This is a genomic window from Delftia sp. (assembly GCF_059499305.1).
In genome coordinates this window covers 943875-969130 of record NZ_JCABYI010000030.1, presented here as the reverse complement: position 1 = coordinate 969130, position 25256 = coordinate 943875, and the positions used below count along the sequence as shown (strand labels likewise).

The 25256-nt window shown below is 68.2% G+C and carries 22 protein-coding genes; 5 read left to right on the top strand and 17 right to left on the bottom strand.

Annotated elements, in window-relative coordinates; genetic code table 11:
- The first annotated feature begins 8 nt into the window (after positions 1-8).
- A complete protein-coding gene (locus tag AC5I49_RS21025) occupies positions 9-1163 on the top strand; it encodes an NAD(P)/FAD-dependent oxidoreductase (protein ID WP_046985996.1) in 1155 nt (384 codons plus the stop codon).
- A gap of 21 nt (positions 1164-1184) precedes the next feature.
- Here AC5I49_RS21025 and AC5I49_RS21020 read toward each other — a convergent pair whose 3' ends face one another.
- The 4 genes from AC5I49_RS21020 to pyrF all read right to left on the bottom strand — a co-directional run bounded on the left by AC5I49_RS21020 (position 1185) and on the right by pyrF (position 5062).
- Positions 1185-2162 (bottom strand): M14 family metallopeptidase, encoded by a 978-nt coding sequence (locus AC5I49_RS21020; protein ID WP_016454260.1) that lies wholly within the window; start codon positions 2160-2162, stop codon positions 1185-1187.
- Between the two features lie 7 nt (positions 2163-2169).
- Entirely contained in the window at positions 2170-3153 is a 984-nt protein-coding gene (locus AC5I49_RS21015; protein ID WP_034366202.1) for a Bug family tripartite tricarboxylate transporter substrate binding protein, read from the bottom strand.
- A 155-nt stretch (positions 3154-3308) separates the two neighbouring features.
- Positions 3309-4214 (bottom strand): LysR family transcriptional regulator, encoded by a 906-nt coding sequence (locus AC5I49_RS21010; protein ID WP_017407708.1) that lies wholly within the window; start codon positions 4212-4214, stop codon positions 3309-3311.
- Positions 4215-4234: 20 nt separating this feature from the next.
- A complete protein-coding gene (gene pyrF / locus AC5I49_RS21005; RefSeq protein WP_495789837.1) occupies positions 4235-5062 on the bottom strand; it encodes an orotidine-5'-phosphate decarboxylase in 828 nt (275 codons plus the stop codon).
- A gap of 88 nt (positions 5063-5150) precedes the next feature.
- Between pyrF and AC5I49_RS21000 the strand changes: the two genes are divergently transcribed.
- Positions 5151-6032: a DMT family transporter gene (locus AC5I49_RS21000; RefSeq protein ID WP_034389732.1), complete on the top strand. Its 882-nt coding sequence runs from the start codon at positions 5151-5153 to the stop codon at positions 6030-6032.
- A gap of 74 nt (positions 6033-6106) precedes the next feature.
- Here AC5I49_RS21000 and AC5I49_RS20995 read toward each other — a convergent pair whose 3' ends face one another.
- The 8 genes from AC5I49_RS20995 to def form a co-directional block, all read right to left on the bottom strand.
- The gene (locus tag AC5I49_RS20995) at positions 6107-6706 is read right to left on the bottom strand and encodes a FlgO family outer membrane protein (RefSeq protein ID WP_017407706.1); all 600 of its coding nucleotides are present in this window, start codon (positions 6704-6706) and stop codon (positions 6107-6109) included.
- Entirely contained in the window at positions 6703-7242 is a 540-nt protein-coding gene (locus AC5I49_RS20990) for a hypothetical protein (protein WP_016449355.1), read from the bottom strand. Before AC5I49_RS20990 ends, AC5I49_RS20995 begins: the two co-directional genes overlap by 4 nt.
- Before the next feature lie 120 nt (positions 7243-7362).
- Positions 7363-8556 (bottom strand): phosphoglycerate kinase, encoded by a 1194-nt coding sequence (locus AC5I49_RS20985; protein ID WP_209799369.1) that lies wholly within the window; start codon positions 8554-8556, stop codon positions 7363-7365.
- A 192-nt stretch (positions 8557-8748) separates the two neighbouring features.
- The gene (locus tag AC5I49_RS20980) at positions 8749-9084 is read right to left on the bottom strand and encodes an AzlD domain-containing protein (protein WP_012202761.1); all 336 of its coding nucleotides are present in this window, start codon (positions 9082-9084) and stop codon (positions 8749-8751) included.
- Positions 9084-9947: an AzlC family ABC transporter permease gene (locus tag AC5I49_RS20975; protein ID WP_016449357.1), complete on the bottom strand. Its 864-nt coding sequence runs from the start codon at positions 9945-9947 to the stop codon at positions 9084-9086. Before AC5I49_RS20975 ends, AC5I49_RS20980 begins: the two co-directional genes overlap by 1 nt.
- The gene (gene fmt / locus AC5I49_RS20970) at positions 9944-10927 is read right to left on the bottom strand and encodes a methionyl-tRNA formyltransferase (protein ID WP_495789836.1); all 984 of its coding nucleotides are present in this window, start codon (positions 10925-10927) and stop codon (positions 9944-9946) included. Before fmt ends, AC5I49_RS20975 begins: the two co-directional genes overlap by 4 nt.
- Positions 10928-10963: 36 nt before the next feature.
- Positions 10964-11497: a hypothetical protein gene (locus AC5I49_RS20965; RefSeq protein ID WP_016449359.1), complete on the bottom strand. Its 534-nt coding sequence runs from the start codon at positions 11495-11497 to the stop codon at positions 10964-10966.
- Positions 11494-12006, bottom strand: coding sequence for a peptide deformylase (gene def, locus AC5I49_RS20960; RefSeq protein ID WP_016449360.1), 513 nt, complete (start codon positions 12004-12006; stop codon positions 11494-11496). The genes AC5I49_RS20965 and def overlap by 4 nt, the downstream gene beginning before the upstream one ends.
- 199 nt (positions 12007-12205) lie before the next feature.
- Between def and AC5I49_RS20955 the strand changes: the two genes are divergently transcribed.
- Positions 12206-13411 carry a LysM peptidoglycan-binding domain-containing protein gene (locus AC5I49_RS20955; RefSeq protein WP_495789835.1) on the top strand — a complete coding sequence of 402 codons (1206 nt, stop codon included), beginning with the start codon at positions 12206-12208 and terminating at the stop codon, positions 13409-13411.
- Positions 13412-13436: 25 nt separating this feature from the next.
- Positions 13437-14642, top strand: a complete 1206-nt coding sequence (dprA, locus tag AC5I49_RS20950; protein ID WP_495789834.1) for a DNA-processing protein DprA — start codon at positions 13437-13439, stop codon at positions 14640-14642.
- Positions 14643-14785: 143 nt separating this feature from the next.
- Here dprA and AC5I49_RS20945 read toward each other — a convergent pair whose 3' ends face one another.
- The 5 genes from AC5I49_RS20945 to AC5I49_RS20925 form a co-directional block, all read right to left on the bottom strand.
- Complete coding sequence (locus AC5I49_RS20945) at positions 14786-17209, bottom strand: DUF1631 family protein (protein ID WP_495789833.1); 2424 nt, start codon at positions 17207-17209, stop codon at positions 14786-14788.
- A 39-nt stretch (positions 17210-17248) separates the two neighbouring features.
- Positions 17249-18199, bottom strand: a complete 951-nt coding sequence (gene secF / locus AC5I49_RS20940) for a protein translocase subunit SecF (RefSeq protein WP_016449364.1) — start codon at positions 18197-18199, stop codon at positions 17249-17251.
- Positions 18200-18212: 13 nt separating this feature from the next.
- Complete coding sequence (gene secD / locus AC5I49_RS20935; protein WP_016454252.1) at positions 18213-20135, bottom strand: protein translocase subunit SecD; 1923 nt, start codon at positions 20133-20135, stop codon at positions 18213-18215.
- 91 nt (positions 20136-20226) lie between these two features.
- Positions 20227-20562, bottom strand: a complete 336-nt coding sequence (gene yajC / locus AC5I49_RS20930) for a preprotein translocase subunit YajC (protein WP_016449366.1) — start codon at positions 20560-20562, stop codon at positions 20227-20229.
- 332 nt (positions 20563-20894) lie between these two features.
- Positions 20895-24476, bottom strand: coding sequence for an indolepyruvate ferredoxin oxidoreductase family protein (locus AC5I49_RS20925; RefSeq protein ID WP_495789832.1), 3582 nt, complete (start codon positions 24474-24476; stop codon positions 20895-20897).
- Positions 24477-24664: 188 nt separating this feature from the next.
- On the opposite strand from AC5I49_RS20925, the gene AC5I49_RS20920 reads away from it, so the two are divergent.
- Complete coding sequence (locus AC5I49_RS20920) at positions 24665-25168, top strand: Lrp/AsnC family transcriptional regulator (RefSeq protein ID WP_016449368.1); 504 nt, start codon at positions 24665-24667, stop codon at positions 25166-25168.
- Positions 25169-25256 lie beyond the last annotated feature (88 nt).

The window sequence follows — 25256 nt, the reverse complement described above, 5'->3', positions numbered from 1 at the left end:
GGCCGGCCATGGACAGCAGCATCCTTGATTTCGTGGTGGTGGGCGCGGGCATGGCCGGTGCCTCGGTGGCCTGGCAGCTGGCGCGCGATGGCGGCGCCTCGGTGCTGGTGCTGGAGCGCGAATCCCAGCCCGGCTACCACAGCACGGGCCGCTCGGCCGCGCTGTATGAGGAGCACTATGGCCCGCTGCAAGTCCAGGCGCTGACGCGCGCCAGCCGCGCCTTCTACGAGCAGCCGCCGCAGGGCTTTGTGCAGGCGCCCATCCTGGCGCCGCGCGGCGTGCTCTATGTGGGCACGGCCGCGCAGAAGGACCTGCTCGATGCCGCCCATGCCGAGGCGCTCCTGCACTCGCCCCAGGCGCGGCGCCTGGGCCCCGATGAACTCAAGGCCCTGGTGCCCTGCCTGAACACCACGCTGCTGGTCGATGGCTTTGCGGACGACGGCGCGCGCGACATCGACGTGCATGGCCTGCACCAGGGATTCCTGCGCGGCCTGCGCCAGTGCGGCGGCGAGCTGCGCTGCAGCGCCGAGGTCCGTGCGCTGGCGCATGCCGCAGGTGTCTGGACCGTGGACTTGGCCGACGGCAGCCAGGTGCGCGCGCGCTGCGTGGTCAACGCGGCCGGCGCCTGGGCCGATGCGCTGGGCGCACTGGCGGGCGCAGCGCCCATCGGCCTGGTGCCCAAGCGGCGCAGTGCCTTCACCTTTGCCGTGCCCGACGGCATGGACGCCGCGCACTGGCCCGCCGTGATCAGCGCCGACGAGGGCTTTTACTTCAAGCCCGATGCAGGCCAGCTGCTGGGCTCGCCCGCCAACGCCGACCCCGTGGCGCCGCAGGACGTGGCGCCCGAGGAGCTGGACGTGGCCACGGGCATCTGGCGCATCGAGGAAGTGACCACGCTGCAGATCCGCCGCCCCTCCCACACCTGGGCCGGGCTGCGCAGCTTCGTGGCCGACGGCGAGATGGCCATTGGCTGGGATGCCTCCCCCGTGCCGCTGCCGGGCTTTTTCTGGGTGGCCGCCCAGGGCGGCTACGGCATACAGAGCGCCTTCGGCTACAGCCTGCTGGCGCGCAACCTGCTGCGTGGCGAGCCGCTGGATGCACGCCTGGCCGCGCAGGGCGTGCAGCCTGAACGGCTGTCGCCTGCGCGCTGCCAGCGCGGCTGAGGTTCGGTTGAAGCGTGCCGCTCAGAGCGGCGAGCGCCGAGCAAAGCGCACCACGGTCACGCCCGCGCGCGCCTGGCGCACCGAGGGCATGACCAGCACGCAGTCGCCATAGGGCGTGATCACCGGCTCGCCATCGTTGTCGCCGATCACCGTGCCGGCCTTCTCGAAGCGCTCCAGTCCCGTGAACGGCGCCGTGAAGCGAAAGCCGCTGCTCTTGGCCACCACGGGCGCCGTGACTTCCAGCGCCCACTGGGCCGGTGCGTCGGCCTGCTTCCAGCCGGGCAGGGCGGCGTGCAGCGCGCCGTTGTCGAAGATGGCGGCGACTTCGAGGAAGCGCAGGCATTGGTCGTGCGCCACGTCGCGGCTGGCCAGATCGCCGTGGAAGCCGCATTCGATCAGCAGCGAGCGCGAGTCGCCGGCCTCGGCGTCGGGCAGGCCGAAGCGCCCGTAGTCGCGCAGCCGCGTGCCGTCCTTGTGGCCGGCATCCACGACGATGTTCGCCGGCGCGCCCATCTGGCGTGCCAGATCGCGGTTGCGCGGCTGCATGCCGGTCAGCAGCAGCGGGGCCGAGGGCTCGTGCATGGAATGCAGGTCCAGCAGCCAGTCGGCCTGCTGCACGAAGGGGCGCAGCGCGGCAGCGCGGCGGCGTTCGCGGGTGCTGCCCTCGTCGATGCGTGCGTCTATCCACTGGCGGTTCATGTCCTCGTCCACGAAGCGCGAGGCATCGTGGCTGGCCGCGTCGAAGCGGTCGAAGGCATCGAGGTTGGCCAGCACCAGGGTCAGGCGGCCGTTGTCCAGAGCCAGGCCGTTGTGCAGGGCCTGAAGCAGCCCGGACACGGCCCAGGCGCCGCAGATCTCGTTGCCGTGCACCAGCGCGGAAATCATCACGTGGCGGCCCGGGCGTCCCGAGTCGAATTGCCACACGCCCTCGGTACCGGTATTGCCCGCGCGCCAGGCGCTCAGGTCGGGCAGGGGAAGGTCAAATCGCAAAGCGTCCATGGCTGGCTCAGTTCTCGATGTGGGCAAATTGGACGATTTTTGTGTACTTGGCGATCTCGGCGTTGATGTACTTGCCGGCATCGGTCTTGGGATCGGCCACGACCGAGCCCGACTCTTCCATCTTCTTGCGGAACTCGGGCGAGGCCATGGTCTCGTCCAGCGCCTTCTTGACCTTGGCGGCCACGGGTGCGGGCAGGCCCTTGGGCGCCATCAGCGCGAACCAGACGTTGATGTCCACGTTCTTGTACTGGGGCAGCTCGGACAGGGCCGGGATGTCGGGCGTGATGGCCGAGCGCTTGGCCTCCGTCGTGCCCAGGGCGATGACCTTGCCCGCGCGGATCTGGGGCAGTCCCGAGGACAGCACGAACATGCCGAACTCGATGTTGTTGCCCACCAGGTCCGTGGTCAGGGGCGCCACGCCACGGTAGGGGATGTGGGTCATGTGCAGCTTGCCCTGCTCCTTGACCATCTCGCCGGCCAGGTGCAGTGCCGTGCCCACGCCCGAGCTGCCGTAGCTGAACTTGCCCGGGTTCTTGGCCACCAGGGCGCTGAACTCTGCGGCTGTCTTCACGCCGGCCTTCTGCGAGGCCACCAGCACCATGGGCTGGGAGCCGATCATGCCGATGGGCGTGAAGTCGCCGATGGAGTACTTGATGCTCTTGTTGATCAGCCGGGCGATGGCCAGCTCGTTGTTGGCACCCACGAACAGCGTGTAGCCGTCGGGCGTGGCCTTGACGGCCTTTTGCGCGCCGATGGCGCCGCCGGCGCCGCCCAGGTTTTCCACCACCACGGGCTGGCCCAGGCGCGAGGCCAGGCCATCGGCCACGAAGCGGCCCACCAGGTCGGTGCTGCCGCCAGCGGGGTAGCCCACGATCATGGTGATGGCGCGGTTGGGGTAGCTGGCGGCGTCGTCGGCCAAGGCGCTGCCGGTGGCGGCGATCAGCAGGCCGCAGGCCAGGGCGGTGCGGCGCAGGAGGGAGTTGCTGGGCATGGGGTTATTCCTGAAATGTATGAGATTGATTGTGCGAAGGACTTCCCAGGCATTTGGTGCTGATTCGGCACGAGGCGGAGCCATTGCAGCACCAAAACCCGCTTGTTCCACAGCGCGGTGCGGGTTTGCACCAGGAGGGCGCATGCATGCACCCGTCAGGCGCCCGTGATGTCGCTCCAGAACTGCTCGGCCGCGGGGCCCAGGTGGCGCTTGGGACGGTACAGGCGCACGTCGAAGTGCACTTCCAGGCCCGGGTCGCCGGCCACGGCCAGGCGGCCGGCCTGGCAGTCGCCGCGCACCATGGACCACGGCATCCAGGCCAGGCCCAGGCCGCGCAGCACGTATTCGTAGTGGGCGTCGGCCGAGTCGCAGTCCACGCAGCGGCGCAGGCGCGGCGCCAGCGGATGCCGGGCCAGGTGGTCTTCCACCAGCCGGCCCAGGGCCATGCTGTGCGAGAAGGCCAGGTAGGGCACGGGAGCGACGGGCTGGTGGCTGGCCGACAGCTCGTACAGCGGGCGGCCCCGGGCATCGGCGCGGGCCACGGGCACCAGCCTGTCCTGCATCACCGTCAGGTAGCTGAACTGGCGGCCGTCCAGGCGCACGCCAATGGCGGCGTGGTGGTAGACCAGCGTGAAGCTGACTTCGCCGCGCTGCAGCATGGCCACGGTCTCGTCCAGCGTGCGCGTGACCACGCGCAGCTCGGCCGTCTGAAGCACGCTGCCGTGGCGCGTCAGCCAGTCGGCCACGATGGTGCGCGCCAGCGTGCGTCCCGTGGCCAGGGTGATCACGCGGGCCTGGCGCCCGGCCACGGCCTGCAGTTCATCGTGCGACTGGGCCAGCGTGCGCACCAGTTGCTCGGCCGTGTCGCGGAAGGCTTCACCGGCCGGCGTCAGCCGCACGGGGCCGCCGCCGGGCTCGACCAGGGGCGTGCCGGCCCAGGCCTCCAGCGCGCGGATGCGACGCCCGAAGGCCGGATGGGTGACATGGCGCAGCTCGGCCGCGCGCGTGAAGCTGCGCTCCTGGGCCAGCAGCAGGAAGTCTTCCAGCCATTTGCCTTGCATGGCCGGGCTTCCCTGCCGTCTCAGGCAGCGGCTGCGTCTTGCAGCGTCTGGCGCGTGGCCTGGGCGGCGGTGCGCGCGGCGGCAGCGAAGTCGTCGCCCTGCGATGCATAGAGCACCGCACGCGAGGAATTGATGATGATGGGGCCGCCGCCGATGCGCGCCGCCTTGACCGTGGCCACGGCATCGCCCCCCTGGGCACCCACGCCGGGAATCAGCAGCGGCAGCGAGGGCGCGAATTCACGCACGCGCTCGATCTCCTGCGGGCGCGTGGCGCCCACCACCAGGCCGAGCTGGCCGTTGGTGTTCCAGGGGCCTTGCGCCAGGCGCGCCACATGCTCGAACAGGTGGGGCTGGCCCGGCAGGTCGGCCAGGCGCTGCGCCTGCAGGTCGTCGCCGCCGGGGTTGGAGGTGCGGCACAGCAGGAAGGCGCCCTTGCCCTCGTACTGCAGGTAGGGCGTGATGGAGTCGAAGCCCATGAAGGGCGACAGGGTGACGGCGTCGGCGCCGTAGCGCTCGAAGGCTTCCTTGGCGTATTGCTCGGCGGTGGAGCCGATGTCGCCGCGCTTGGCGTCCAGGATGATGGGCACATGGGGCGCGACGGCGCGCATGTGGGCCATGAGCTTTTCCAGCTGGTCTTCGGCGCGGTGGGCCGCGAAGTAGGCGATCTGGGGCTTGAAGGAGTTCACCAGATCGGCCGTGGCCTCGACGATGGCGGAGCAGAATTCGTAGATTTTGCTTGCATCGCCGCGCATGGCCGCAGGAAAGCGGCTGGGTTCGGGGTCCAGGCCCACGCACAGCATGGATTGGTTCTGGGCGGTGGCATTGCGCAGCATGTCGAGAAAGGTCATGGGGCGCGATTTTAGCGATCGGCCCTTCCCGGGGCCTGTCGCCGGGCATCCAGCGGGTTTGGCGGCCCATGGGCACAATCGGCGGCCTATGCCTGCCTTCACCGCCCGACAAATCCTTTTGCTGATCGCGCTGACCCTGATCTGGGGCATCAACTGGCCGGTGATGAAGCTGGGCGTGCAGCATTTCCCGCCGCTGAGTTTCCGCATGGCCTCGATGTGGGTGGGGCTGCCCATCCTGGCGGCCTTCGTGGTCTGGCGCCGCCTGCCGCTGGCCGTGCCGCGCGCCTATTGGCCCCGGCTGGCGCAGCTGACGCTGTTCAACATGGTGCTGTGGAACAGCCTGATCATCATTGCCATCCCCATGCTGTCCAGCGGGCGGGCGGCCATCCTGGGCTACACCATGCCCATCTTCTCGGCCGTGCTGGGCAGCCTGTTCTTCCATGACCGGCTGGCGCCGCGTGCCTGGGCGGGTGTGGCGGCGGCCTTGGCGGGCGTGCTCCTGCTGCTGTGGCACGAGGTCGGCGCCCTGGGCAGCCGCCCCATCGGCGTGGGCCTGATGCTGGCCGCCGCGCTGAGCTGGGCCTTCGGCACGCAGAAGCTGCGCCGCGCCGAGGTGCCCGTGCCCCTGCTGACGATGACGCTGTGGATGGTGGCGCTGACCGCGCTGACGCTCACGGTGCTGGCCTTCGTCTTCGAGCGCCACCTGTGGCACTGGCCCGATGCCCAGGCCACGGGCGCCATCGTCTTCAACGGCGTGCTGGTGCTGGGCTTTGGCCAGACGGTCTGGTTCTTCCTGGCGCGCAGCCTGCCGCCCGTGGCGTCCACGCTGAGCGTGATGATGATCCCCGTGCTGGGCGTGTTCAGCGGCGCCTGGTGGCTGGGCGAGGTGCTGCACTGGCAGGACTGGACGGCCGTGGCGCTGATGGTGGTGGCCATCGCCTCGGTGCTGTGGCCGGCGCGCGGCCGCTGAGGGCAAGCAGGGGAAGGTCGGGAGAAGAAGACGCAGCCTGACTGCGCACACGGACGCAGTCAGGCTGCAGGGCCTCAGCGTTGTGCCGTGGCCGGGGCGCCCAGCAGGCGCTGGATGTCGATGTTGTTGGGCAGCGCGTAGTCGTGGCTGCGCACGATGCGGCTGTCGTCGGTGCGAACCAGCTTCAGGCTCACATAGGTGTACTTGGCAGCTGCCGAGTACGTGCCCACCAGGACCAGGGCCGCATTGTGGTTGCGGGCGATGTCCTTGATCTCGCGCGACAGCAGCAGCTCGCCCGTGCCTTCCTTGACGTACACATCGCCGCGCAGCTTCAGCTCCTTGACGTTGTAGCCCTTGGCGGACAGCTGGGAGGCGTACAGCTCGCTGAGCGTGCGGCCCAGCGGGGCCGAGCGCGTCAGGTCGTTGACGTTGACCACGGTGGCCACGAGCACGGGCGCCTCGCCCAGTTCCTCGGTGTTCAGGCCCTTGACCAGCTCGTCCACGGCAGCGCGGCTGCTGGCGATGAACGGGTTGGCTGCGGCCGACTGGTAGGTGGGCTCGCCACGGCGTGCGGCCGAGAACTCGGGCGAAGGCGCGGGGGCGGGCACGGCGCAGGCGGACAGCAGGGCTGCCGCAGCCAGCGCGGCCGGCAGGAGGGGCGTGCGCAGCGTCATTGGCCCACCACCTTCAGGTTCTTGGTGGGGAATTCGGGGCGCTCGTCCTCGGCCGTGAACAGCACGGCGTCGCTCTTTTCGAGGTAGTAGACGTCGGTCTTGCGCGCCAGGTACTGGTTGTTGCGCACCACCGTCGTCGTCAGCACGAGTTCGGGGTTGGGCAGGCGCTTGCCATGGCGCACGACCTGGGCGCCGTAGCTCACCTGCAGCTGGGCCTGGGCCGGCTGCAGCATGACGGTCACGCCGCTTTGCACGAGCTTGGTGATGATCAGCTCACGAAAACCCTTGTCGAACGGGCTGGGCTCGGCCGGCAGGGCCACGTGGACCGGCGTGGTGCGCTCGATGCCGGTCTTTTGCAGTGTCTCCAGCGTCTTGGCGACGACATCGTTGGCCACGGAGTCCCAGTGGCCGGCAGCGCCGATCTTGGGCTGGGCCGTGGCTTCGAAGTAGCTGGTCATCGGTGCATTGACGCAGCCCGCCAGGGCCAGGCAGAGGCCCGCCAGGGCCAGGCCGCCGGCGGATTTGAACGATCGCATGGATTTCTCCTCGGTGCGGGGGCGCGCTGCGGCGGATTGCTGCAGCTGCGCAAAGTGTCGATTGTGGCTTCGCCGCGAGGCACTGACAAGAAAGTGCCCCGTATCCGGATGTTGCCGTGCTCAGCCGTTGGCGCGCTTTTGCAGGATCTCGAAGGCAGGCAGGGTCTTGCCTTCCAGCACTTCCAGGAAGGCGCCGCCGCCCGTGGAGATGTAGCCGACCTGGTCCTCGATGCCGTACTTGGCGATGGCGGCCAGGGTATCGCCGCCACCGGCGATGCTGAAGGCGTCGGACTCGGCAATCGCCTGGGCCACGACCTTGGTGCCGTTGGCGAACTGGTCGAACTCGAACACGCCCATGGGGCCGTTCCAGACGATGGTGCCGGCCTTGCGCAGTTGCTCGGCCAGGCGGGCGGCGGTCTCGGGGCCGATGTCCAGGATCATGTCGTCGTCAGCCACTTCGGTGGCCTTCTTGACGGTGGCGGGCGCGTCGGCCGCGAAGGTCTTGGAGACCACCACGTCGGTGGGAATCGGCACCTCGGCGCCGCGTGCGGCCATGGCGTCGATCACGGCGCGGGCCTCGCCGACCAGGTCGGCCTCGGCCAGGCTCTTGCCGATCTTCAGGCCCGCCGCCAGCATGAAGGTGTTGGCAATGCCGCCGCCCACGATGAGCTGGTCCACGTTCTTGGCCAGCGACTGCAGGATGGTCAGCTTGGTCGAGACCTTGGAGCCTGCCACGATGGCGGCCAGCGGGCGGCGCGGGTTGGCCAGGGCCTTGGTGATGGCGTCGATCTCGGCCGACAGCAGCGGTCCCGCGCAGGCAATGGGCGCGAACTGGGCGATGCCGTAGGTGGTTCCCTCGGCACGGTGGGCAGTGCCGAAGGCGTCGTGCACGAAGATGTCGCACAGCGCGGCCAGCTTGCGGGCCAGTTCTTCCTTGTTCTTCTTCTCGCCCACGTTCACGCGGCAGTTCTCCAGCAGCACGACCTGGCCGGGCGCCACCTGCACGCCGTCCACCCAGTCGGCGACCACGGGCACTTCGCGGCCCAGCAGCTCGCCCAGGCGGCGGGCGACGGGCGCCAGCGAATCGGCGGGCTTGAACTCGCCTTCGGTGGGACGGCCCAGGTGGCTGGTCACCATCACGGCGGCGCCGGCCTTCAGTGCCATCTCGATGGCGGGCACGGAGGCGCGCACGCGCGTGTCCTCGGTGATCTCGCCAGCATCGTTCAGGGGCACGTTGAGGTCGGCGCGGATGAAGACGCGCTGGCCCTGGGCCTTGCCCTGGGCGCACAGATCGGAGAAGCGGAGAATGTTCATGACGGCGGCGTTGCGATCGGTGGCGATCGCCATGGAATTGAAACGAAAAAGAGGTAAAGCGCGGCCATTGTAGGCGGCGTGCCCGCCCCGGCAGCGGGCGGGCGCACCGGCGATCCGGGGCATCGGGAGCGCCTGTAATCCGGTTTCAGCCGGGGAGCCGGGCGCTCTCGGCCGCTCTCGGCCGCGCTGCGCCTACCAGCCCAGGCCGATATGCAGTGGCAGATAGACCGCCATGCCAAGCGCGATCGTTCCCATGATGCTGCGCTTGTAAAAAAAATACATGACCGCGCAAGCCAGGGCCGGCAGGCGCGCATCGACCACGGTGGAGATCAGCCGGCCGTTGGTCATCACGATCTCGGGCGCAATCACGGCCGCCAGGGCCGCCAGCGGCGCGTACTTGAGGCCGCGCTTGAGCCATTGCGGCAAGGGCACCTCGCGCTCGGGAATCAGGAAGAAGGCGCGTGTGAACAGCGTGATGGCCGCCAGGCCCACGCAGGCCAGCCAGGGCCACAGCCAGGACAGATCCATCAGAGCGTTTCCTTTTCCTTGGTTTGCACGGGCCGGGCGTCTTCGTCCAGCGGCAGCCGGGCATGGCGCTCGCCATGGGCTGTATCGGGCGGGAGAATCACCGGGCCTGGCTCCTCTTTTTCCGGCGCCTGCAGTGCGCGCAAGCGCTGCTGCAGCGTTTCCGCCAGCAGGCCTGCGGCCACGGCTGCAGCGATGGCCACGAGGATATTGAGCTTGAGCGGCAGCGCAAAGGCCGCCACGGCCGCGCTGGCCGCAACCACGCCTGCCACCCAGGTGGCACGGTCGTTGAGCATGGACAGCAGCACGCCCATCAGGGCCAGCACGCCCGCAAAGCCCAGGCCCCAGGACAGGGGCACCTGGTCGGCCAGCAGGATGCCCAGCGTGGACGGGATCTGCCAGGCCAGCCAGTTGGTCGATGCGGCACCCCAGAAATAGGGCAGCTGCTCGGGCTGGGGCCGGGCATCGGGGTAGCGTTTCATGAAGCCCACGAAGATCACGTCGCCGCTGAAATAGGCGATGGCCAGGCGGTGGCGCAGGCGCAGGTGGGCAAAGTAGCTGCGCCACATGCTGCTGAGGATGACGAAGCGCAGGTTCACGCAGATGGCCGTGAACCAGACCACCCACATGGGCGCGCCCACGGCCATCAGCGGCAGCACGGCCAGCTGGGCACTGCCGGCATAGACCAGCAGGCCCATGAACAGCGCCAGGGGCAGGGACATGCCGCTCTTGATCATGGCCACGCCCGTGACCAGGCCCCAGGCGCCGATGCCCAGCGCCGTGCCCGACATGTCGCGCACGCCGGTCATGAAGGCGGGATCGCGCGCAATGCCGCGTGCGCGCTCCACCAGGGGCTGCAGGTTCATGGCGTGCCGCCGCTGGCAGCACCGTCCAGGATGGCTCCTTCAGGCAGATCGAAGCCGCGCAGGAAATCGCCCGCCGCCAGCCGCTTGCCGCCCGCGCGCTGCAGCAGCGTCATGCACAGCACGCCATGGCCGCAGGCCACGCGCACGCCGTCGGCGCCTGCGGACAGCACGGTGCCGGGCGCTGCCGCCGCCACGGCGGCGGCGGGGTCGGCGTGAGCCTCCCAGACCTTGATGGCTTCATCGCCGTACTGCGTGGCGCCGCCCGGGAAGGGATTGAAGGCGCGCAGGCGCCGGGCAATGGCCTCGGCATCCTGGCGCCAGTCGATCTGGCTTTCGGCCTTTTCGATCTTGTGCGCGTAGTTCACGCCCTCGGCAGGCTGGGGCGTGCGCGGCAGGCCGCCGCAGGCGCTCATCTCCAGCGCCTCGACGATAAGGCGCCCGCCCAGGTCGGCCAGCTTGTCGTGCAGGCTGGCCGTGGTGTCGTCGGCGGTGATGGGCAGGCGCTCGACCAGGCACATGTCGCCCGTGTCCAGGCCCGCGTCCATCTGCATGATGGTGACGCCGGTCTCGGCATCGCCGGCCTCGATGGCGCGATGGATGGGCGCGGCGCCGCGCCAGCGCGGCAGCAGGCTGGCGTGGATGTTCAGGCAGCCGCGCGGGGGCGTATCGAGCACCCACTGCGGCAGGATCAGCCCGTAGGCGGCCACGACCATGACATCGGCCTGGGCCGCTTCGATGGCGGCGCGGGCGGCGGCGGCCTCTTCGGGGTATTTGCCGTCCAGGCGCAGGCTGCGCGGCTGGGCCACGGCAATGCCATGCTCCAGCGCGCACTGCTTGACGGGCGAGGCCTGCAGCTTCATGCCACGCCCGGCGGGACGGTCGGGCTGGGTCAGCACCAGGGGAACGGTGAAGCCCGCGGCGAGCAGGCGTTCAAGGGCAACGCGCGCGAACTCGGGCGTGCCGGCAAAAATGACTCTCATGCAATCCAGTAGGGACGGTGGGGACGGTGTGCAGGCTCAACGCCGATCGTCGTCATTGAACACTTCGTCGGTGAACATCACGCGGCGCACCACGCCGGCGGGGTCGATATGCACATGGGCCTGGCGGCGAATGCCATTTTCCAGGATACGGTAGGTCCAGATGTCGCCGTTGAAACTGTAGACCCTCTCGATCAGCGCAGGCGGGCCGAAGAGCTGGCGTACGCTTTCCCGGGTGTCCTCGCCATTGCGCAGGGCGTGGAAGCGTTCGATGGTGAGCGCCTGCTCCACGCGCACCAGGCGCTGGCTGGCGTCGAAATCCATGTGATAGACCTGCTGGCCTGCAGGCTGCCAGCTGTAGACCAGGCGCGTGCCGCCGCCGTCCAGCGGCAGGCTCAGGGTCGGGCGGCCCATGGAGCGCTCGATGTCGGCCCGTGGCGTGCCGGGCTTTTGCCACTCGGGTACGGTGCAGCCGGCCAGCAGCAGGGACAGGGCCAGCAGCGCCCAGGCAACGAGGCCCGCGCCGTCCATCTTCCAGCGCGGCATGAAGCGAGGCGCTGGCAGGCGGGTCATGCGCGTTCTGCCTGTTTCTGCTGCTTGAGCAGCTTGGTCTTGATGCGGTTGCGCTTGAGCGGCGACAGGTATTCGACGAAGACCTTGCCCATCAGGTGGTCCATCTCGTGCTGGATGCAGATGGCCTTGAAGCCTTCGGCCTCGATGATGCGTTCGTTGCCGTTCTCGTCCAGCGCCTTGACCTTGATGGCCGTGGAGCGCTCGACACCGTCGTAGATGCCGGGCACGGACAGACAGCCTTCCTCGCCCAATTGCTTCTCGTCGCTGGCCCAGAGCAGCTCGGGGTTGATCAGCGCAAAGGGCTCGTCGCGGCCTTCGGAGACATCGACCACGACCACGCGTTCATGCACATTCACCTGGGTGGCGGCCAGTCCCACGCCCTGGGCGTCATACATGGTGGCGTACATGTCCTGGACCAGTTGGCGAATGCGGTCATCGACCTTGGCGACCGGCTTGGCGACGGTGTGCAGGCGGGGGTCGGGATAGCAAAGAATGGGCAGAATGGACATGGCGTGGTCGGTGAATGTCGTTATTTTCGCCACTTTTCTGCCTGGGCGCAGCGGGACGACGCAATAAGCGTTGCCCTCTCATGGCCTTGCACGCAGAATCTTTGCTGATTTGTAAGACCTGTATGGCCGTTCATGACAAGATCGGCCGTGCCGCAGTGCCTAGGAGGGACGCTGTGTCAGACACAAGAAGAGGAATTCCATGACTGCATTCGCCACAGCTCGTATCTGGACTGTTGCCTCGGCCCTGATCGCCGCGTGTGCGGCGGCCCACGCGCAGCAGTATCCGGTGACGCCATCGCAGCGCTCGGCAGCCCAGCAGGTGGCGCAGCAGGGCGTTCCCGTGGGTGAGCTGGCGCCCGATGCGCCCGACAGCTACACCGTCAAGCGCGGCGACACGCTGTGGGGCATCTCCGGCATGTTCCTGCGCCGTCCCTGGCGCTGGCCCGAGCTGTGGGGCATGAACATGCAGGCCATCGCCAACCCCCATCTCATCTATCCGGGCCAGGTGCTGTACCTGGACAAGCGTGACGGCTACGCCCGCCTGAGCACGGCCCGCCCCATGGGCGATGGCGGCGAGCCCGGCGTGGTCCGCATCACTCCGAGCACGCGCAGCGAATCCCTGGCCCAGGCGGCCCTGCCCACGCTGCAGCCCCATCTGATCGAGCCCTTCCTGGCCGAGCCCCTGGTCGTCGATGCCGAAACGCTGCTGCGCGCGCCACGCCTGATCGCCACCACGGACGAGCGCGTGCTCATGGCCAGCGGCGACCGCGCCTATGCACGCGGCACCGCCGAGGCGCCGCTGCGCAAGGGCGACGGCCTGCCGCGCCAGTACCGCGTCTTCCGCGATGCCGTGGCGCTCAAGGATCCCATCTCCGGCGAGGTGCTGGGCTATGAGGCCAAGTACCTGGGCCTGGCCGATCTCATCGAGGGCGAGACCACGCTGGAGATCGTCGACAGCAAGGGCGAAAAGCACCAGCAGAACTCTCCCGCCACGGTGGACCTGTCGCGTTCCAAGACCGAAATGCGCGCCGGCGACCGCCTGCTGCCCGCGCCCGAGCGCAGCTACATGAACTACGCGCCCCACGCGCCGCAACAGGCAGTGAAGGCCCATGTGGTTTCCCTGTACGGTGATCAGGCCGTGCGCTGGGCGGCCAACAACCAGGTCATTGCCATCAACAAGGGCACGCAGGACGGCATGGACGTGGGCACGGTGCTGGAGCTGATCCGCCGCGGCGCACGCATCGTGGACAAGACGGGCGAGAAAAAGGAAGAGGTGCAACTGCCCGACGAACACAACGGCCATGCCATGGTGTTCCGGACCTTCGATCGCGTCTCCTACGCGCTGATCATGGAGGCGCGGCGCGGTGTTGAGGTCGGCGACAGCCTGACCTCGCCGGCTCCTTGAGCCACCACGGCCTGCCGGCAGCGCCATGGCGGCCGCCCTGCAGTCCACGGACCGGTTGGCTCCTGACGAACTCTCTGCCTGGCTCCGGCTGCTGCTGACGCCCGGCGTGGGCCGCACCACGGCCCGGCGTCTGTTGGCGGCCTGCGGTGGTGCGCAGGACATCTGGAGCGGCCCGCCGTCCGCTTGGCACGGACTGGTGACCGCCGCTCAGGCCCATGCCCTGCAGACCGTGCCCCAGCGCCTGGGCCAGCTTGTAGCGGCCACGGCGCAATGGCTGGACAAGCCCGCGTCCGGTCAATTGCACGCCGTGCTCGTGCTGGGCCACCCCCAATATCCGCAGGCGCTGCTGCAGACGGAAGATCCGCCACTGCTGCTGCATGTGCAGGGCAGCAAGCGCTGCATGGCAGGGCCGGGGCCCTGGTTCCCCTATCCCCAATCCCTGGCCATGGTGGGCAGCCGCGGGCCGACGGTCCAGGGCGCGGCCAACGCGCGTGCCATGGCGCAGGCGCTGGCCGAGGCCGGCCTGTGCATCGTCTCCGGACTGGCGCAGGGCGTGGATGGCGCGGCCCATGAAGGCGCGCTGCGCGCGGCGCCACGCCTGGGCGGACTGGCTGCTCCCGTCACCATTGCCGTCGTCGGCACGGGCCTGGACCAGGTCTACCCGCGGCGCCATGCCGCCCTGGCCCGCGAAGTGGCCAGCCACGGGCTGATCGTCAGCGAATATCCGCTGGGCACCGGCCCCATGGCCGCGCACTTTCCGCAGCGCAATCGCATCATCGCGGGCCTGTCCCAGGGCACGCTGGTGGTCGAGGCGGCCCTGCAGTCGGGCTCGCTGATCACGGCCAGGCTGGCCAGCGAACAGGGCCGCGAAGTCTTTGCCATTCCTGGCTCCATCCACGCGCCCCAGTCTCGCGGCTGCCATGCGCTGCTGCGCCAGGGCGCCAAGCTCGTGGAAACGGCACAGGACGTGCTCGATGAGCTGCAGGGCACGGCCGCGCGCCTGCCGCTTCCCAAGCCCGTACCGGCAGCGGCAGCTTTCCAGTCCGCCCAGGACCCTGAGAGCGACGCCACCCTGCGCGCCCTGGCCCACGACCCGCTGTCGCTGGACGAGCTCATGGACCGCACAGGCATGGACGCCTCAGCCCTGCAGGCCCGCCTGCTGGAGCTGGAACTGGACGGCCGCGTGGAACGCCTGCCCGGCGGCCTGTTCCAGCGCCTGGCCCAGGCCTGATCTCAAAAACTGGCGCGTCCCCAAGCGGGAGATGCCGAGCAAGAGCCGCCTCGCGGTGGGGGCGCCTAGCCGATGGCATCGTCCCCCTCCCCCGCGAAGCGGGTAGAGAGGCGCCGTGCCCCGGGGGGAAGGCGCGTAGCGCCTCAGGAGGAGCTTAGCCTTTCAGGGTTCGCCTGAATCTTCTGCAGCGCATCCCGCGTCGCGCGCACGGTGAGCGCCTCCTCGTCATGCACGGCCAGCAGTCCGGACTGCAGGTAGGAGGCCATGCGCCGCAGCTGCAGCAGGTGGCAGGTGCCATCGAGCGCGGCGAACAGGTGCAGTTGCTTGCGGCGGCTGCGCCAGGTGTATTGCACCTGGATGCGCGCGCCGTTGTGGTCCAGGGTGAACCAGCGGCCCGTCTCCAGAGAGGCCGCCCATTCCAGCATCACCGGCTCCACGGCCGTGTTGGTGCTCGGGATGACGTTGAGGCCGGCCGTGTCCACGCCCAGGATCATCTCGATGTTCTCGGGCGACAGCGGCATGTCCTCGTCGAGCATGCCGTCTTCATTGATGTACTGCTCCAGATGGGCCAGCCGCTGCGCCATGGCCTCGATGCGGGCCGGGGCGATGGTCGCGGTCTTGGAGACAAAGGCCTCGGCCAGCGTGTCGGTGACCAGCTTGATGCGCGTGGACTGGGCGTCGCCCGTGACACCGATCAGGGCCAGTCCTTCGCGCAGGGTCTGCAAAAGCGTCGGCAGCGTCTGGATCACGCGCGAGCGTTCCTGGCGCGTGGGCTTGGCGCTGGCGGCCCAGACCAGTTCGCTGGCGGCCTGCTTGAAGCGCATGGTGCGCGCGTCCTTGGCGCCGTGGCGCACGGCGGCCAGGGCCAGCACCTCGGTCCAGGTCTTGAACAGGAACTCGCGGATCTCCTTGCGCACCGGCATGTCGGTGAGCAGGTGGCGCAGCTCGATCGTGTATTGGATGGCCAGGGTTTCCTTTTGCTCCACCTGCTGGGCCACGGTGACGATCTTGGCCTTGTCCTGCGACTGGGTCAGGTAGCGCGCCAGGAAATCCTCGAACTCGCGCAGCACCAGCACGAACACTTTCTGGCCCGTTTCGGGGTATTGCTCGATGACCTGGACGATGCGCCGGATCTCGGACTCCAGCGCGCTGCCGCTGATGCTGGAGGCGTCGAATCCCATCACGCAGGAGCCCAGGCGGTCGATCAGCAGCCGGGCCGGATGGCGCAGGTTGCTGAAGAATTCCGGCTCGGCCAGTGCCACGCGCAGCACCGGCACCTGCAGCCGGGCAAACCAGACCCGCACCGAGGGCGGAATGCGGTCCTCGGTCAGGATGGCCTGGAACATCAGGGCCACGATCTCGATGGTGGCCTTTTCGCCCGAGGTGGTGGCCTTGCGCTTGAGGTCGGCCGAACGTTCGCGCACCTGCCCGACCAGCTGGCCGATGGCAGCCGGGCTGACATCGATGTGCAGCGTGGTGAGGCCCTGGGCCAGCATCTGCTGGTACTGCGTCTGGGCCACCACGCGCTGCTCCAGCAAGGCCTGGGTCAGCGCGGCCGATGCGGGCGCCTGGGGCATGCCTGCGCCCACACCGGGCACCAGGCCCTGCACGCCCACGCCCGGCTGCATGAGCAGGCGGCGCAACTGGCCCACGACTTCCTGGGCGCGGTGGCGTGCGCGCGAAAGGGTTGTCAGGCCTACGGGCATGGCGGGCATCGCCGGCATCTGGCCATGGGGGGGCACCGCAGTGTCGGGCGGGTAGGCGGCAGCGCCGGGCACGCCGCCCATCTGCGTGGGCGCATAGGCCGAGGAATGCTGTGATGCAGTGGCATGCTGCGAGGCCGCAGCAGGTGGCGCGGCGGTCTGGCCCAGGCCCATGGCGCGCGTGGAGTTGCCTGCCTCGGTGCGCCGCACGCGCATGGCCACGTCCTGCGAGCGGGTGACGCCCTGGCCGTCCAGCAGCACATGGGCGGCCTGGTACTCGGTCACCAGCACGGGTGCCAGGGCCGTCTGCAGCAGGTCCAGCACGCGCTGCAGATCACCGCGCTGCAGGCCCGTGGCCAGCCATTGCTCGACCAGGTGCCGGCACACGGTTTCGGTGCGCAGGATATCGTCCGAGGGCAGCTCGCGGCCCTCGATGAACTGCATGCGCAGACGCAGCGTGTCGAAGGCCGGCGCTGCGGTCTCTCCCATGGCCAGGGCCATGCGGGAGGCCAGGATCTTGTTCTCCACCACATCGTCGCTGAGCAACTCGAACTGCAGCGCGCCGCGCTGCGGCACGGCGGCAGGCGCGGCTTTGGCCGGCTGCAGCGCGCCTTGCAGGGCCTGCATGCTGGCGTTCAGCCAGGCGTTCTGGTGCTGGCGGTAGTTGCCCCAGGCTTCACGCCGCTCCTGCATTTCGCGCTGCGTGCCCACGGCCTGGGCCTGTTGCTCCATCTGCGCCAGCAGCTGCTGGGCCACGCCGGGCAGGCCCTTGCACAGTCCTCGCACCCAATGCAAACGCGCCTGCTGGCCCAGGGAGGACTGGGGGCCAGCAGGCACGTTGGAAGGGTGGGGCAGGGAGGGCATGCCCGGGAGTGTAAGCCGGTCCAGGGCTAAAACATCCGCTTACACGGTGGCGCCGGCGTTGGGGTCGTTGGGGTCCGTGGAAGCCTTGGGCGCCTTGATCAGATCCTCGCGCTTGACGCCCAGCCACATGGCGATGGCGGCGGCCACGAAGACCGAGGAATAGATGCCGAACAGGATGCCGATGGTCAGCGCCAGCGCGAAGTAGTGCAGGCTGGGACCGCCGAAGAAGAACATGGACAGCACCATGGCCTCGGTGGAGGCGTGGGTGATGATGGTGCGGCTCATGGTGCTGGTGATGGCGTGGTCGATCACCTCGGTGGTGCTGAGCTTGCGGAACTTGCGGAAGGCTTCGCGGATACGGTCGAAGATCACGACCGACTCGTTGACCGAGTAGCCCAGCACGGCCAGCACGCCGGCCAGCACCGACAGCGAGAACTCCCATTGGAAGAACGCGAAGAAGCCCAGGATGATGATCACGTCGTGCAGGTTGGCGATCACGGCGGCCACGCCGAACTTCCACTCGAAGCGCATGGCCAGGTAGATCACGATGCCCAGCACCACGAAGCCCAGGGCCATCAGGCCGTTGTGCATGAGCTCGTCACCCACCTGCGGGCCCACGAACTCGGTGCGGCGCAGCGTGACTTCGGCGTCTTCCTTCTTGAGTGCCGTGAGTACTTGCTCGCTTTGCTGGGCCGAGGTCACGTCCTTTTGCACGGGCAGGCGGATCATCACGTCGCGCGATGTGCCGAAGTTCTGGACCGTGACATCGGCGTAGCCGAGGCCGGCGACCGTGTCGCGCACCTTGGCGATGTTGGCGGGCTGGGTATAGGCCACCTCCATCACGGTGCCGCCCGTGAATTCCACGGACAGGTGCAGGCCGCGGGTGAGCAGGAAGAACACGGCCAGCGCGAAGGTGATGAAGGACACCGCGTTGAGGATCAACGCGTACTTCATGAAGGGGATGTCTTTGCGGATGCGGAAGAACTCCATGGTCTTCCCCCTTTCAGTTGTTGGCGCCGGAATCGGCGACGCTGGATCCCTTGGCCGTCACCGAGCGCAGCTGGCTGGTGTCTTCAGGCTTCCAGACCTGGCCGATGGAAATGCTCTTGAGCTTCTTGCGGCGGCCGTACCAGAGGTTGACCAGGCCGCGCGAGAAGAACACGGCCGAGAACATGCTGGTCAGGATGCCGATGCAGTGCACCACGGCGAAACCGCGCACCGGGCCGGAGCCGAAGGCCAGCAGCGCCAGGCCCGCGATCAGCGTGGTCACGTTCGAGTCCAGGATGGTGTGCCAGGCGTTCTCGTAGCCCGCATGGATGGCCGCCTGCGGCGAGGCGCCGCCGCGCAGTTCCTCGCGGATGCGCTCGTTGATCAGCACGTTGGAGTCGATGGCCACGCCCAGCGCCAGCGCCATGGCGGCGATGCCGGGCAGGGTCAGCGTGGCCTGCAGCATGGACAGGATGGCCAACAGCAGCAGCACGTTGACCGACAGCGCCACCGTGGAGATCACGCCGAACAGCAGGTAGTACACGCACATGAAGGCCGCGATGGCCACCAGGCCCCAGACCACGGAGTGGATGCCGCGGTTGATGTTGTCGGCGCCCAGGCTGGGGCCGATGGTGTATTCCTCGATGATCTCCATGGGCGCGGCCAGCGAGCCGGCGCGCAGCAGCAGGGCCGTGTCGTTGGCTTCCGCCGTGGTCATGCGGCCCGAGATCTGCACGCGTCCGCCGCCGATCTCGGTGCGGATCACGGGAGCCGTCACGACCTCGCCCTTGCCCTTTTCGAACAGGATGATGGCCATGCGCTTGCCCACGTTCTCGCGCGTGATGTCCTTGAAGATGCGTGCGCCCTTGGCATCCAGCACCAGGTTGACCGTGGGCTCCTGGGTCTGGCTGTCGAAGCCGGGCTGTGCGTCGGTGAGGTTCTCGCCGGTCAGCACGACCTGCTTTTGCACGATCACGGCCTGGGCGTTGCGGTCCAGGTAGCGCTCGGAGCCGAAGGGCACGGGGCCCGAACCCAGTTCGGCGCCGCGCGCCTCGGAGGATTCGTCGACCAGGCGCACTTCCAGCGTGGCCGTGCGGCCCAGGATGTCCTTGGCCTTGGCCGTGTCCTGCACGCCGGGCAGTTGCACGATGATGCGGTCCAGGCCCTGCTGCTGGATCACGGGCTCGGCCACGCCCAGCTCGTTGATACGGTTGTGCAGGGTGACGATGTTCTGCTTGAGCGCCTGCTCCTGCACCTTGCGCAGGGCTTCGGGCTTGATGGAGGCCAGCAGCTTGAAGCCTGCGCCATCCGGCTCGGAGGTGGCCGCCAGATCGGGGAACTGGTCGGAGACCAGGTTGCGCGCGGCCGTGAGCATGGCTTCGTCGCGCACGCGGATCTCGACGGTGTTGCCGTTGCGCGAGACGCCGCCGTGGCGGATGTTCTTGTCGCGCAGCGAGCTGCGCAGGTCGCCGGCAAAGGAGTCGGCCTTCTTGGTCAGGGCGGCGGCCATGTCCACTTGCAGCATGAAGTGCACGCCACCGCGCAGATCCAGCCCCAGGTACATGGGCTTGGCGCCGACGGCCGTGAGCCATTGCGGCGAGCGCGACACCAGGTTCAGGGCCACGATGTAGGCCGGGTCGTTGGCATCGGGGATCAGGGCCTTCTGGATCACGTCCTTGGCCTTGAGCTGCTCGTCGGGCGTGTTGAAGCGCGCGCGCACCGAGGTGCCTTCGATGGACAGGACGTCGGGCTTGACATCGGCAGCCTTCAAGGCCTCTTCGACTTTCTGCAGCACGGCGTTGTCCACCTTGATGGTGGCCTTGGCCGAGGAGACCTGCACCGCAGGCGCCTCACCGAAAAAATTGGGCAGGGTGTAGAGCACCCCTACCAGCAGCGCGATCACGATGATCGCGTACTTCCAGACCGGATATCGGTTCATGATCGCGCTCTTCGCTCTTTGTAGACAGCAACGCACAAAAGGGTGTGCTGCCGCCTGCGCGGTCCGCACACCCGCAAGACAGGGACAGCGCTTACTTCAGCGTGTCCTTGGGCAGCACCTGGACGACGGCGCTGCGCTGGATCTGGACTTCCACACCCGAGGCGATCTCGATGTGCAGGAATTGCTCGGACATGCGCGTCACGCGGCCGATGATGCCGCCGGCCGTTGCCACTTCGTCACCCTTGGCCAGTGCCTCGATCATGGAGCGATGCTCCTTCTGGCGCTTCATCTGCGGACGGATCATCACGAAGTACAGCACCACGAACATCAGCGCCAGAGGCGCCATGCCCATCAACTGCGACATGAAGTCGCCACCGGAGGCTGCTGCTGCGGGTGCGGTCTGGGCAAAAGCGGAAGAAATAAACACGGGCAAGACTCCAGGATTGGAAGGTCGAAAAAGGGTCGCTGCGCACGCCGATATGCACGGGCCCGCGCAGGAGAACGGAGCATTGTATGCGTCAGCCCTGACCCACATGGGCTGCCAGGATCTGGCTGCTGCGGGTTTTTCGGCGACGATGGCTGCAACTGGCGGCCATCTGCCGTTTTTAAAGGGGCGGAGCGCGGTTTTTCGTGGTTTTTGCGCCCGGCGTGACGGCACTTGAAGCGGCCCCGGAGGCAACCGCGCCGCCCGCACCTCACGGTACGGGCGGCGGCCGCGATCTTACAGGACGCCCCTGTGGCGGGGCTGTCCGTGTGGTTTCAGGCCACGCCGACTGCGGGCTGTCCCGTGCTGCCTGCGCCCCGTGACGGGGCGTTCCAGCGTGCCATCAGCGCCTTCCACTTGGTGCGGGCCGCAGCCAGGTTGCGCTCCTTGACGTGGCCGTAGCCGCGGATGTCCTCGGGAATGCTGGCGATCTCCACGGCCAGCGCCAGGCGCTCGGGCGTGAGCTCGGACAGCAGTCCTTCGATGCACTGGCGGTATTCCTGGATCAGTGCGCGCTCGGTGCGGCGCTCCTGCGTGCGGCCGAAGGGGTCCAGCGCCGTGCCGCGCAGGCCCTTCATCTTCGCCAGCACCTGCATGGCCTTGCGCATCCAGGGACCGTAGGACTTCTTGACCAGATGGCCCTGCTCGTCCTTGGCGGCCGACGACGGCGGCGCCAGGTGGTGGACCACGCGGTAGTCGCCCTCGAACATGCTGGCGATGCGCTGGCTGAAGGCCGCATCGGTGTGCAGGCGCGCGACCTCGTACTCATCCTTGTAGGCCATGAGTTTGAACAGATAGCGGGCCACTGCTTGCGACAGGCGCGTACCCGAGCCCGCCACGGCGCGCTCGGCGGCATGGACCTTGTCCACGAAGGCCTGGTACTCGGCCGCATAGGCGGCGTTCTGGTAGGCCGTGAGGAAGTCCACGCGCTTGGCCACCATCTCGGTCAGCGAAGGCTTCTTGACGAACTGGATCACCTGGGCCGTCTGGAACAGGGCGCGCACGGCAGCCAGGTCATGGGCGCAGCGGCGGCCCCACTCGAAGGCGGCCTTGTTGTTGTCGGCCTGCACGCCGTTGAGTTCGATGGCACGCATCAGCGCCGCATGCGACAGCGGCACGCGGCCCTTTTGCCAGGCGTAGCCCAGGATCAGCGGGTTGGTGTAGATGCTGTCGCCCAGCAGCTGCACGGCCACCTGCTCGGCGTCGAAGCTGCCCAGCAGCTCGGGGCCCACGGCCTGGGCCAGTGCGCTGGCGCAGCGGTCGTCCGGTGCCTGCCAGTCAGGGTTGGTGACGAAGGCTGCCGTGGGCGAGCCATGGCTGTTGAGCGCCACGAAGGTGCGGCCCGGCTGCATCACGGACATGGTGGTCGGCGTGGCCGTGACGATGGGGTCGCAGCCGATCACCAGGTCGGCCTTGGCCATGTCCACCTTGGTGGTGTAGATGGCCTCGGGACGATTGGCGATCTGGATGTGGCTCCAGGTGGAGCCGCCCTTTTGCGCCAGGCCGGCCGCATCCTGGGTGATCACGCCCTTGCCCTCCAGGTGGGCCGCCATGCCCAGCAGCGAGCCGATGGTGATCACCCCCGTGCCGCCGACACCGGCCACCACAATGCCCCAGGCCTGCTCGGCCACCGGCAGCACGGGCTCCGGGATGGCGGGCAGCATGGACAGGTCGCCCTTCTTCTCCTTCTTGGGCTTCTTGAGCTGGCCGCCTTCGATGGTGACGAAGCTGGGGCAAAAGCCCTTCACGCAGGAGTAGTCCTTGTTGCAGGTGTTCTGGTTGATGCGGCGCTTGCGGCCGAACTCGGTCTCCACCGGCTCGACCGACAGGCAGTTGGACTGCACCGAGCAGTCGCCGCAGCCCTCGCAGACCAGCTCGTTGATGACCACGGTCTTGTCGGGCGTGGCCAGCGTGCCGCGTTTGCGGCGGCGGCGCTTTTCGGTGGCGCAGGTCTGGTCGTAGATGATGGCCGTGCAGCCCTTGAGGGCGCGGAACTCGCGCTGGATGCGGTCCAGCTCGTCGCGGTGGTGCACGGTCACGCCCTCGGCCAGCGGCACGCCGTCGTACTTGCCGGGTTCGTCGGTGACGATGACCAGTTTGGCCACGCCTTCGGACTTGAGGCTGTTCATGATCTGCAGCACCGAATGGCCCTCGGGCCGCTCGCCCACACGCTGGCCGCCCGTCATGGCCACGGCGTCGTTGTACAGCAGCTTGTAGGTGATGTTCACGCCGGCCGCGATGCTCTGGCGTATCGCCAGCAGGCCGCTGTGGAAGTAGGTGCCGTCGCCCAGGTTGGCGAAGACATGGGCGTCCTTGGTGAAGGGCGCCTGGCCCACCCAGGTCACGCCCTCGCCGCCCATCTGCGTGAAGGTGCTGGTGGAGCGGTCCATCCACACCGTCATGTAGTGGCAGCCGATGCCGGCCACGGCGCGGCTGCCCTCGGGCACGCGGGTGCTGGTGTTGTGCGGGCAGCCGCTGCAAAACCATGGCACGCGGTCGCCCGTGGGCTGGCTCTGGGCCACCTTGAGCGCGGCCTCGCGGGCGTCCAGCACGGCAATGCGCTCGTGCATGCGCTGGGCGATGTGTTCGGGCACGCCGATCTTGGTCAGGCGCTGGACGATGGCGCGCGCGATGAGGGCCGGCGTCAGGTCCGCATTGGGGCGCAGCAGCCAGTCCTGGCTGGGATTGGGCACCGACCATTCGCCGCCGTGCTCATCGCTGAACTTGCCGACCACGTTGGGCCGCACGTCGGAGCGCCAGTTGTACAGCTCTTCCTTGATCTGGTATTCGATGACCTGGCGCTTTTCCTCCACCACCAGGATTTCCTGCAGGCCGCGCGCGAAGTCGCGCGTGATGGTGGCCTCCAGCGGCCAGACCACGTTGACCTTGTGCACGCGTATGCCCAGCTGGCGGCAGGTGTCGTCGTCCAGGCCCAGGTCGGCCAGGGCCTGGCGCATGTCGTTGTAGGCCTTTCCGCTGGCGATCAGGCCGAAGCGGTCGTTGGGGCCCTCGATCACGTTGTGGTTGAGCCGGTTGGCGCGCACATAGGCCAGGGCCGCATACCACTTGTAGTTCATCAGCCGCTGCTCCTGCTCCAGCGGCGCATCGGGCCAGCGGATGTGCAGGCCGCCGGGCGGCATCTGGAAGTCCTCGGGCAGGATGATGTTCACGCGGTCCGGCTCCACCGAGACGCTCGCCGAGGACTCGACCACCTCCTGGATGGTCTTCATGCCCGACCACAGGCCCGAGAAGCGGCTCATGGCAAAGGCATGCAGGCCCATGTCCAGGATGTCCTGCACATTGCTGGGAAAGAACACCGGCGTGCCGCAGGCCTTGAAGATGTGGTCGCTCTGGTGGGCGGCCGTGCTGCTCTTGCTGATGTGGTCGTCGCCGGCCAGCGCGATCACGCCGCCGTGCCGGGCCGTGCCCGCCATGTTGGCGTGCTTGAACACGTCGGAGCATCGGTCCACGCCCGGGCCCTTGCCGTACCACAGGCCGAAGACGCCGTCGAACTTCTTGGTCTCGGGATAGAGATCCAGTTGCTGCGTGCCCCAGACGGCCGTGGCGCCCAGCTCTTCATTGACGCCGGGCTGGAAGACGATGTTGTTGGATTCGAGGTGCTTTTTCGCCGCCCATAGCGCCTGGTCATAGCCGCCCAGCGGGGAGCCCCGGTAGCCGCTGATGAAGCCTGCGGTGTTCAGGCCCGCTGCAGCGTCGCGCTGGCGCTGCAGCATGGGCAGGCGCACAAGGGCCTGTACTCCGCTCATGAACGCACGGCCGTGCTGCAGAGCGTATTTGTCGTCGAGAGTGACCGTCTCCAGGGCGCGGCGCACGTCTTCGGGCAGTGGGGCATTCATGGCTTGTCTCCATCGATGGTCGGCGCCCTGTCATGTCCTGCCCGGAACGGGAAAGAGGCATGCACGGCACTCGTTGTCTGAACCAAATCGCCTTTTTTCAGTGTATTCGTGCTCGTCTGATAGGTCTTTGCTTTCTTTGCGCTGTTTCAAGTATCCTGAGCAAGGATCTTTCTTGAAAATGGTGTTTTGTGCAAACTTTGGACAAATTCGACATTGCTATCCTCGGCCACCTGCAGGCCGACGCGCGCCTGACCAATGCCGAGCTGGCCCAGCGCGTGGGCCTGTCGGCCGCGCCGTGCTGGCGCCGCGTGCGGGCGCTGGAAGAAGCGGGCTTCATCCGCGGCTACCACGCCGACATCGACCGCCACAAGATCGGCCTGGGCGTGCTGGCCTTCGTGCGGCTCGATGCCGTGCGCACGGCCGGCACGCTGACGCTGGAGATGGAGGACGCCATCCGCAAGCTGCCCGAGGTGGTCACCTGCCACTACATCAGCGGCACCGGCACCTTCGAGCTGCAGGTGGTGGCGCGCGACCTGGACAGCTTTGCGCAGTTCGCGCGCAACACGCTGCTGAACCTGCCCAACGTGAAGGACATGCAGACCAGTTTCTCGCTGGGCGAGATCAAGTCCAGCCATGCGCTGCCGCTGTCCCAGCTGGGACCCATGGCGGGCCAGGGACTGCCGGGCCAGTAGCCGCAGGCCGGCGGACTGGCCTATGAAGGTCGCGCCGAAGCGACAGTGCGCTCCTGTAACAGGAGCGAAAAACGGTTGTCGTACAAGG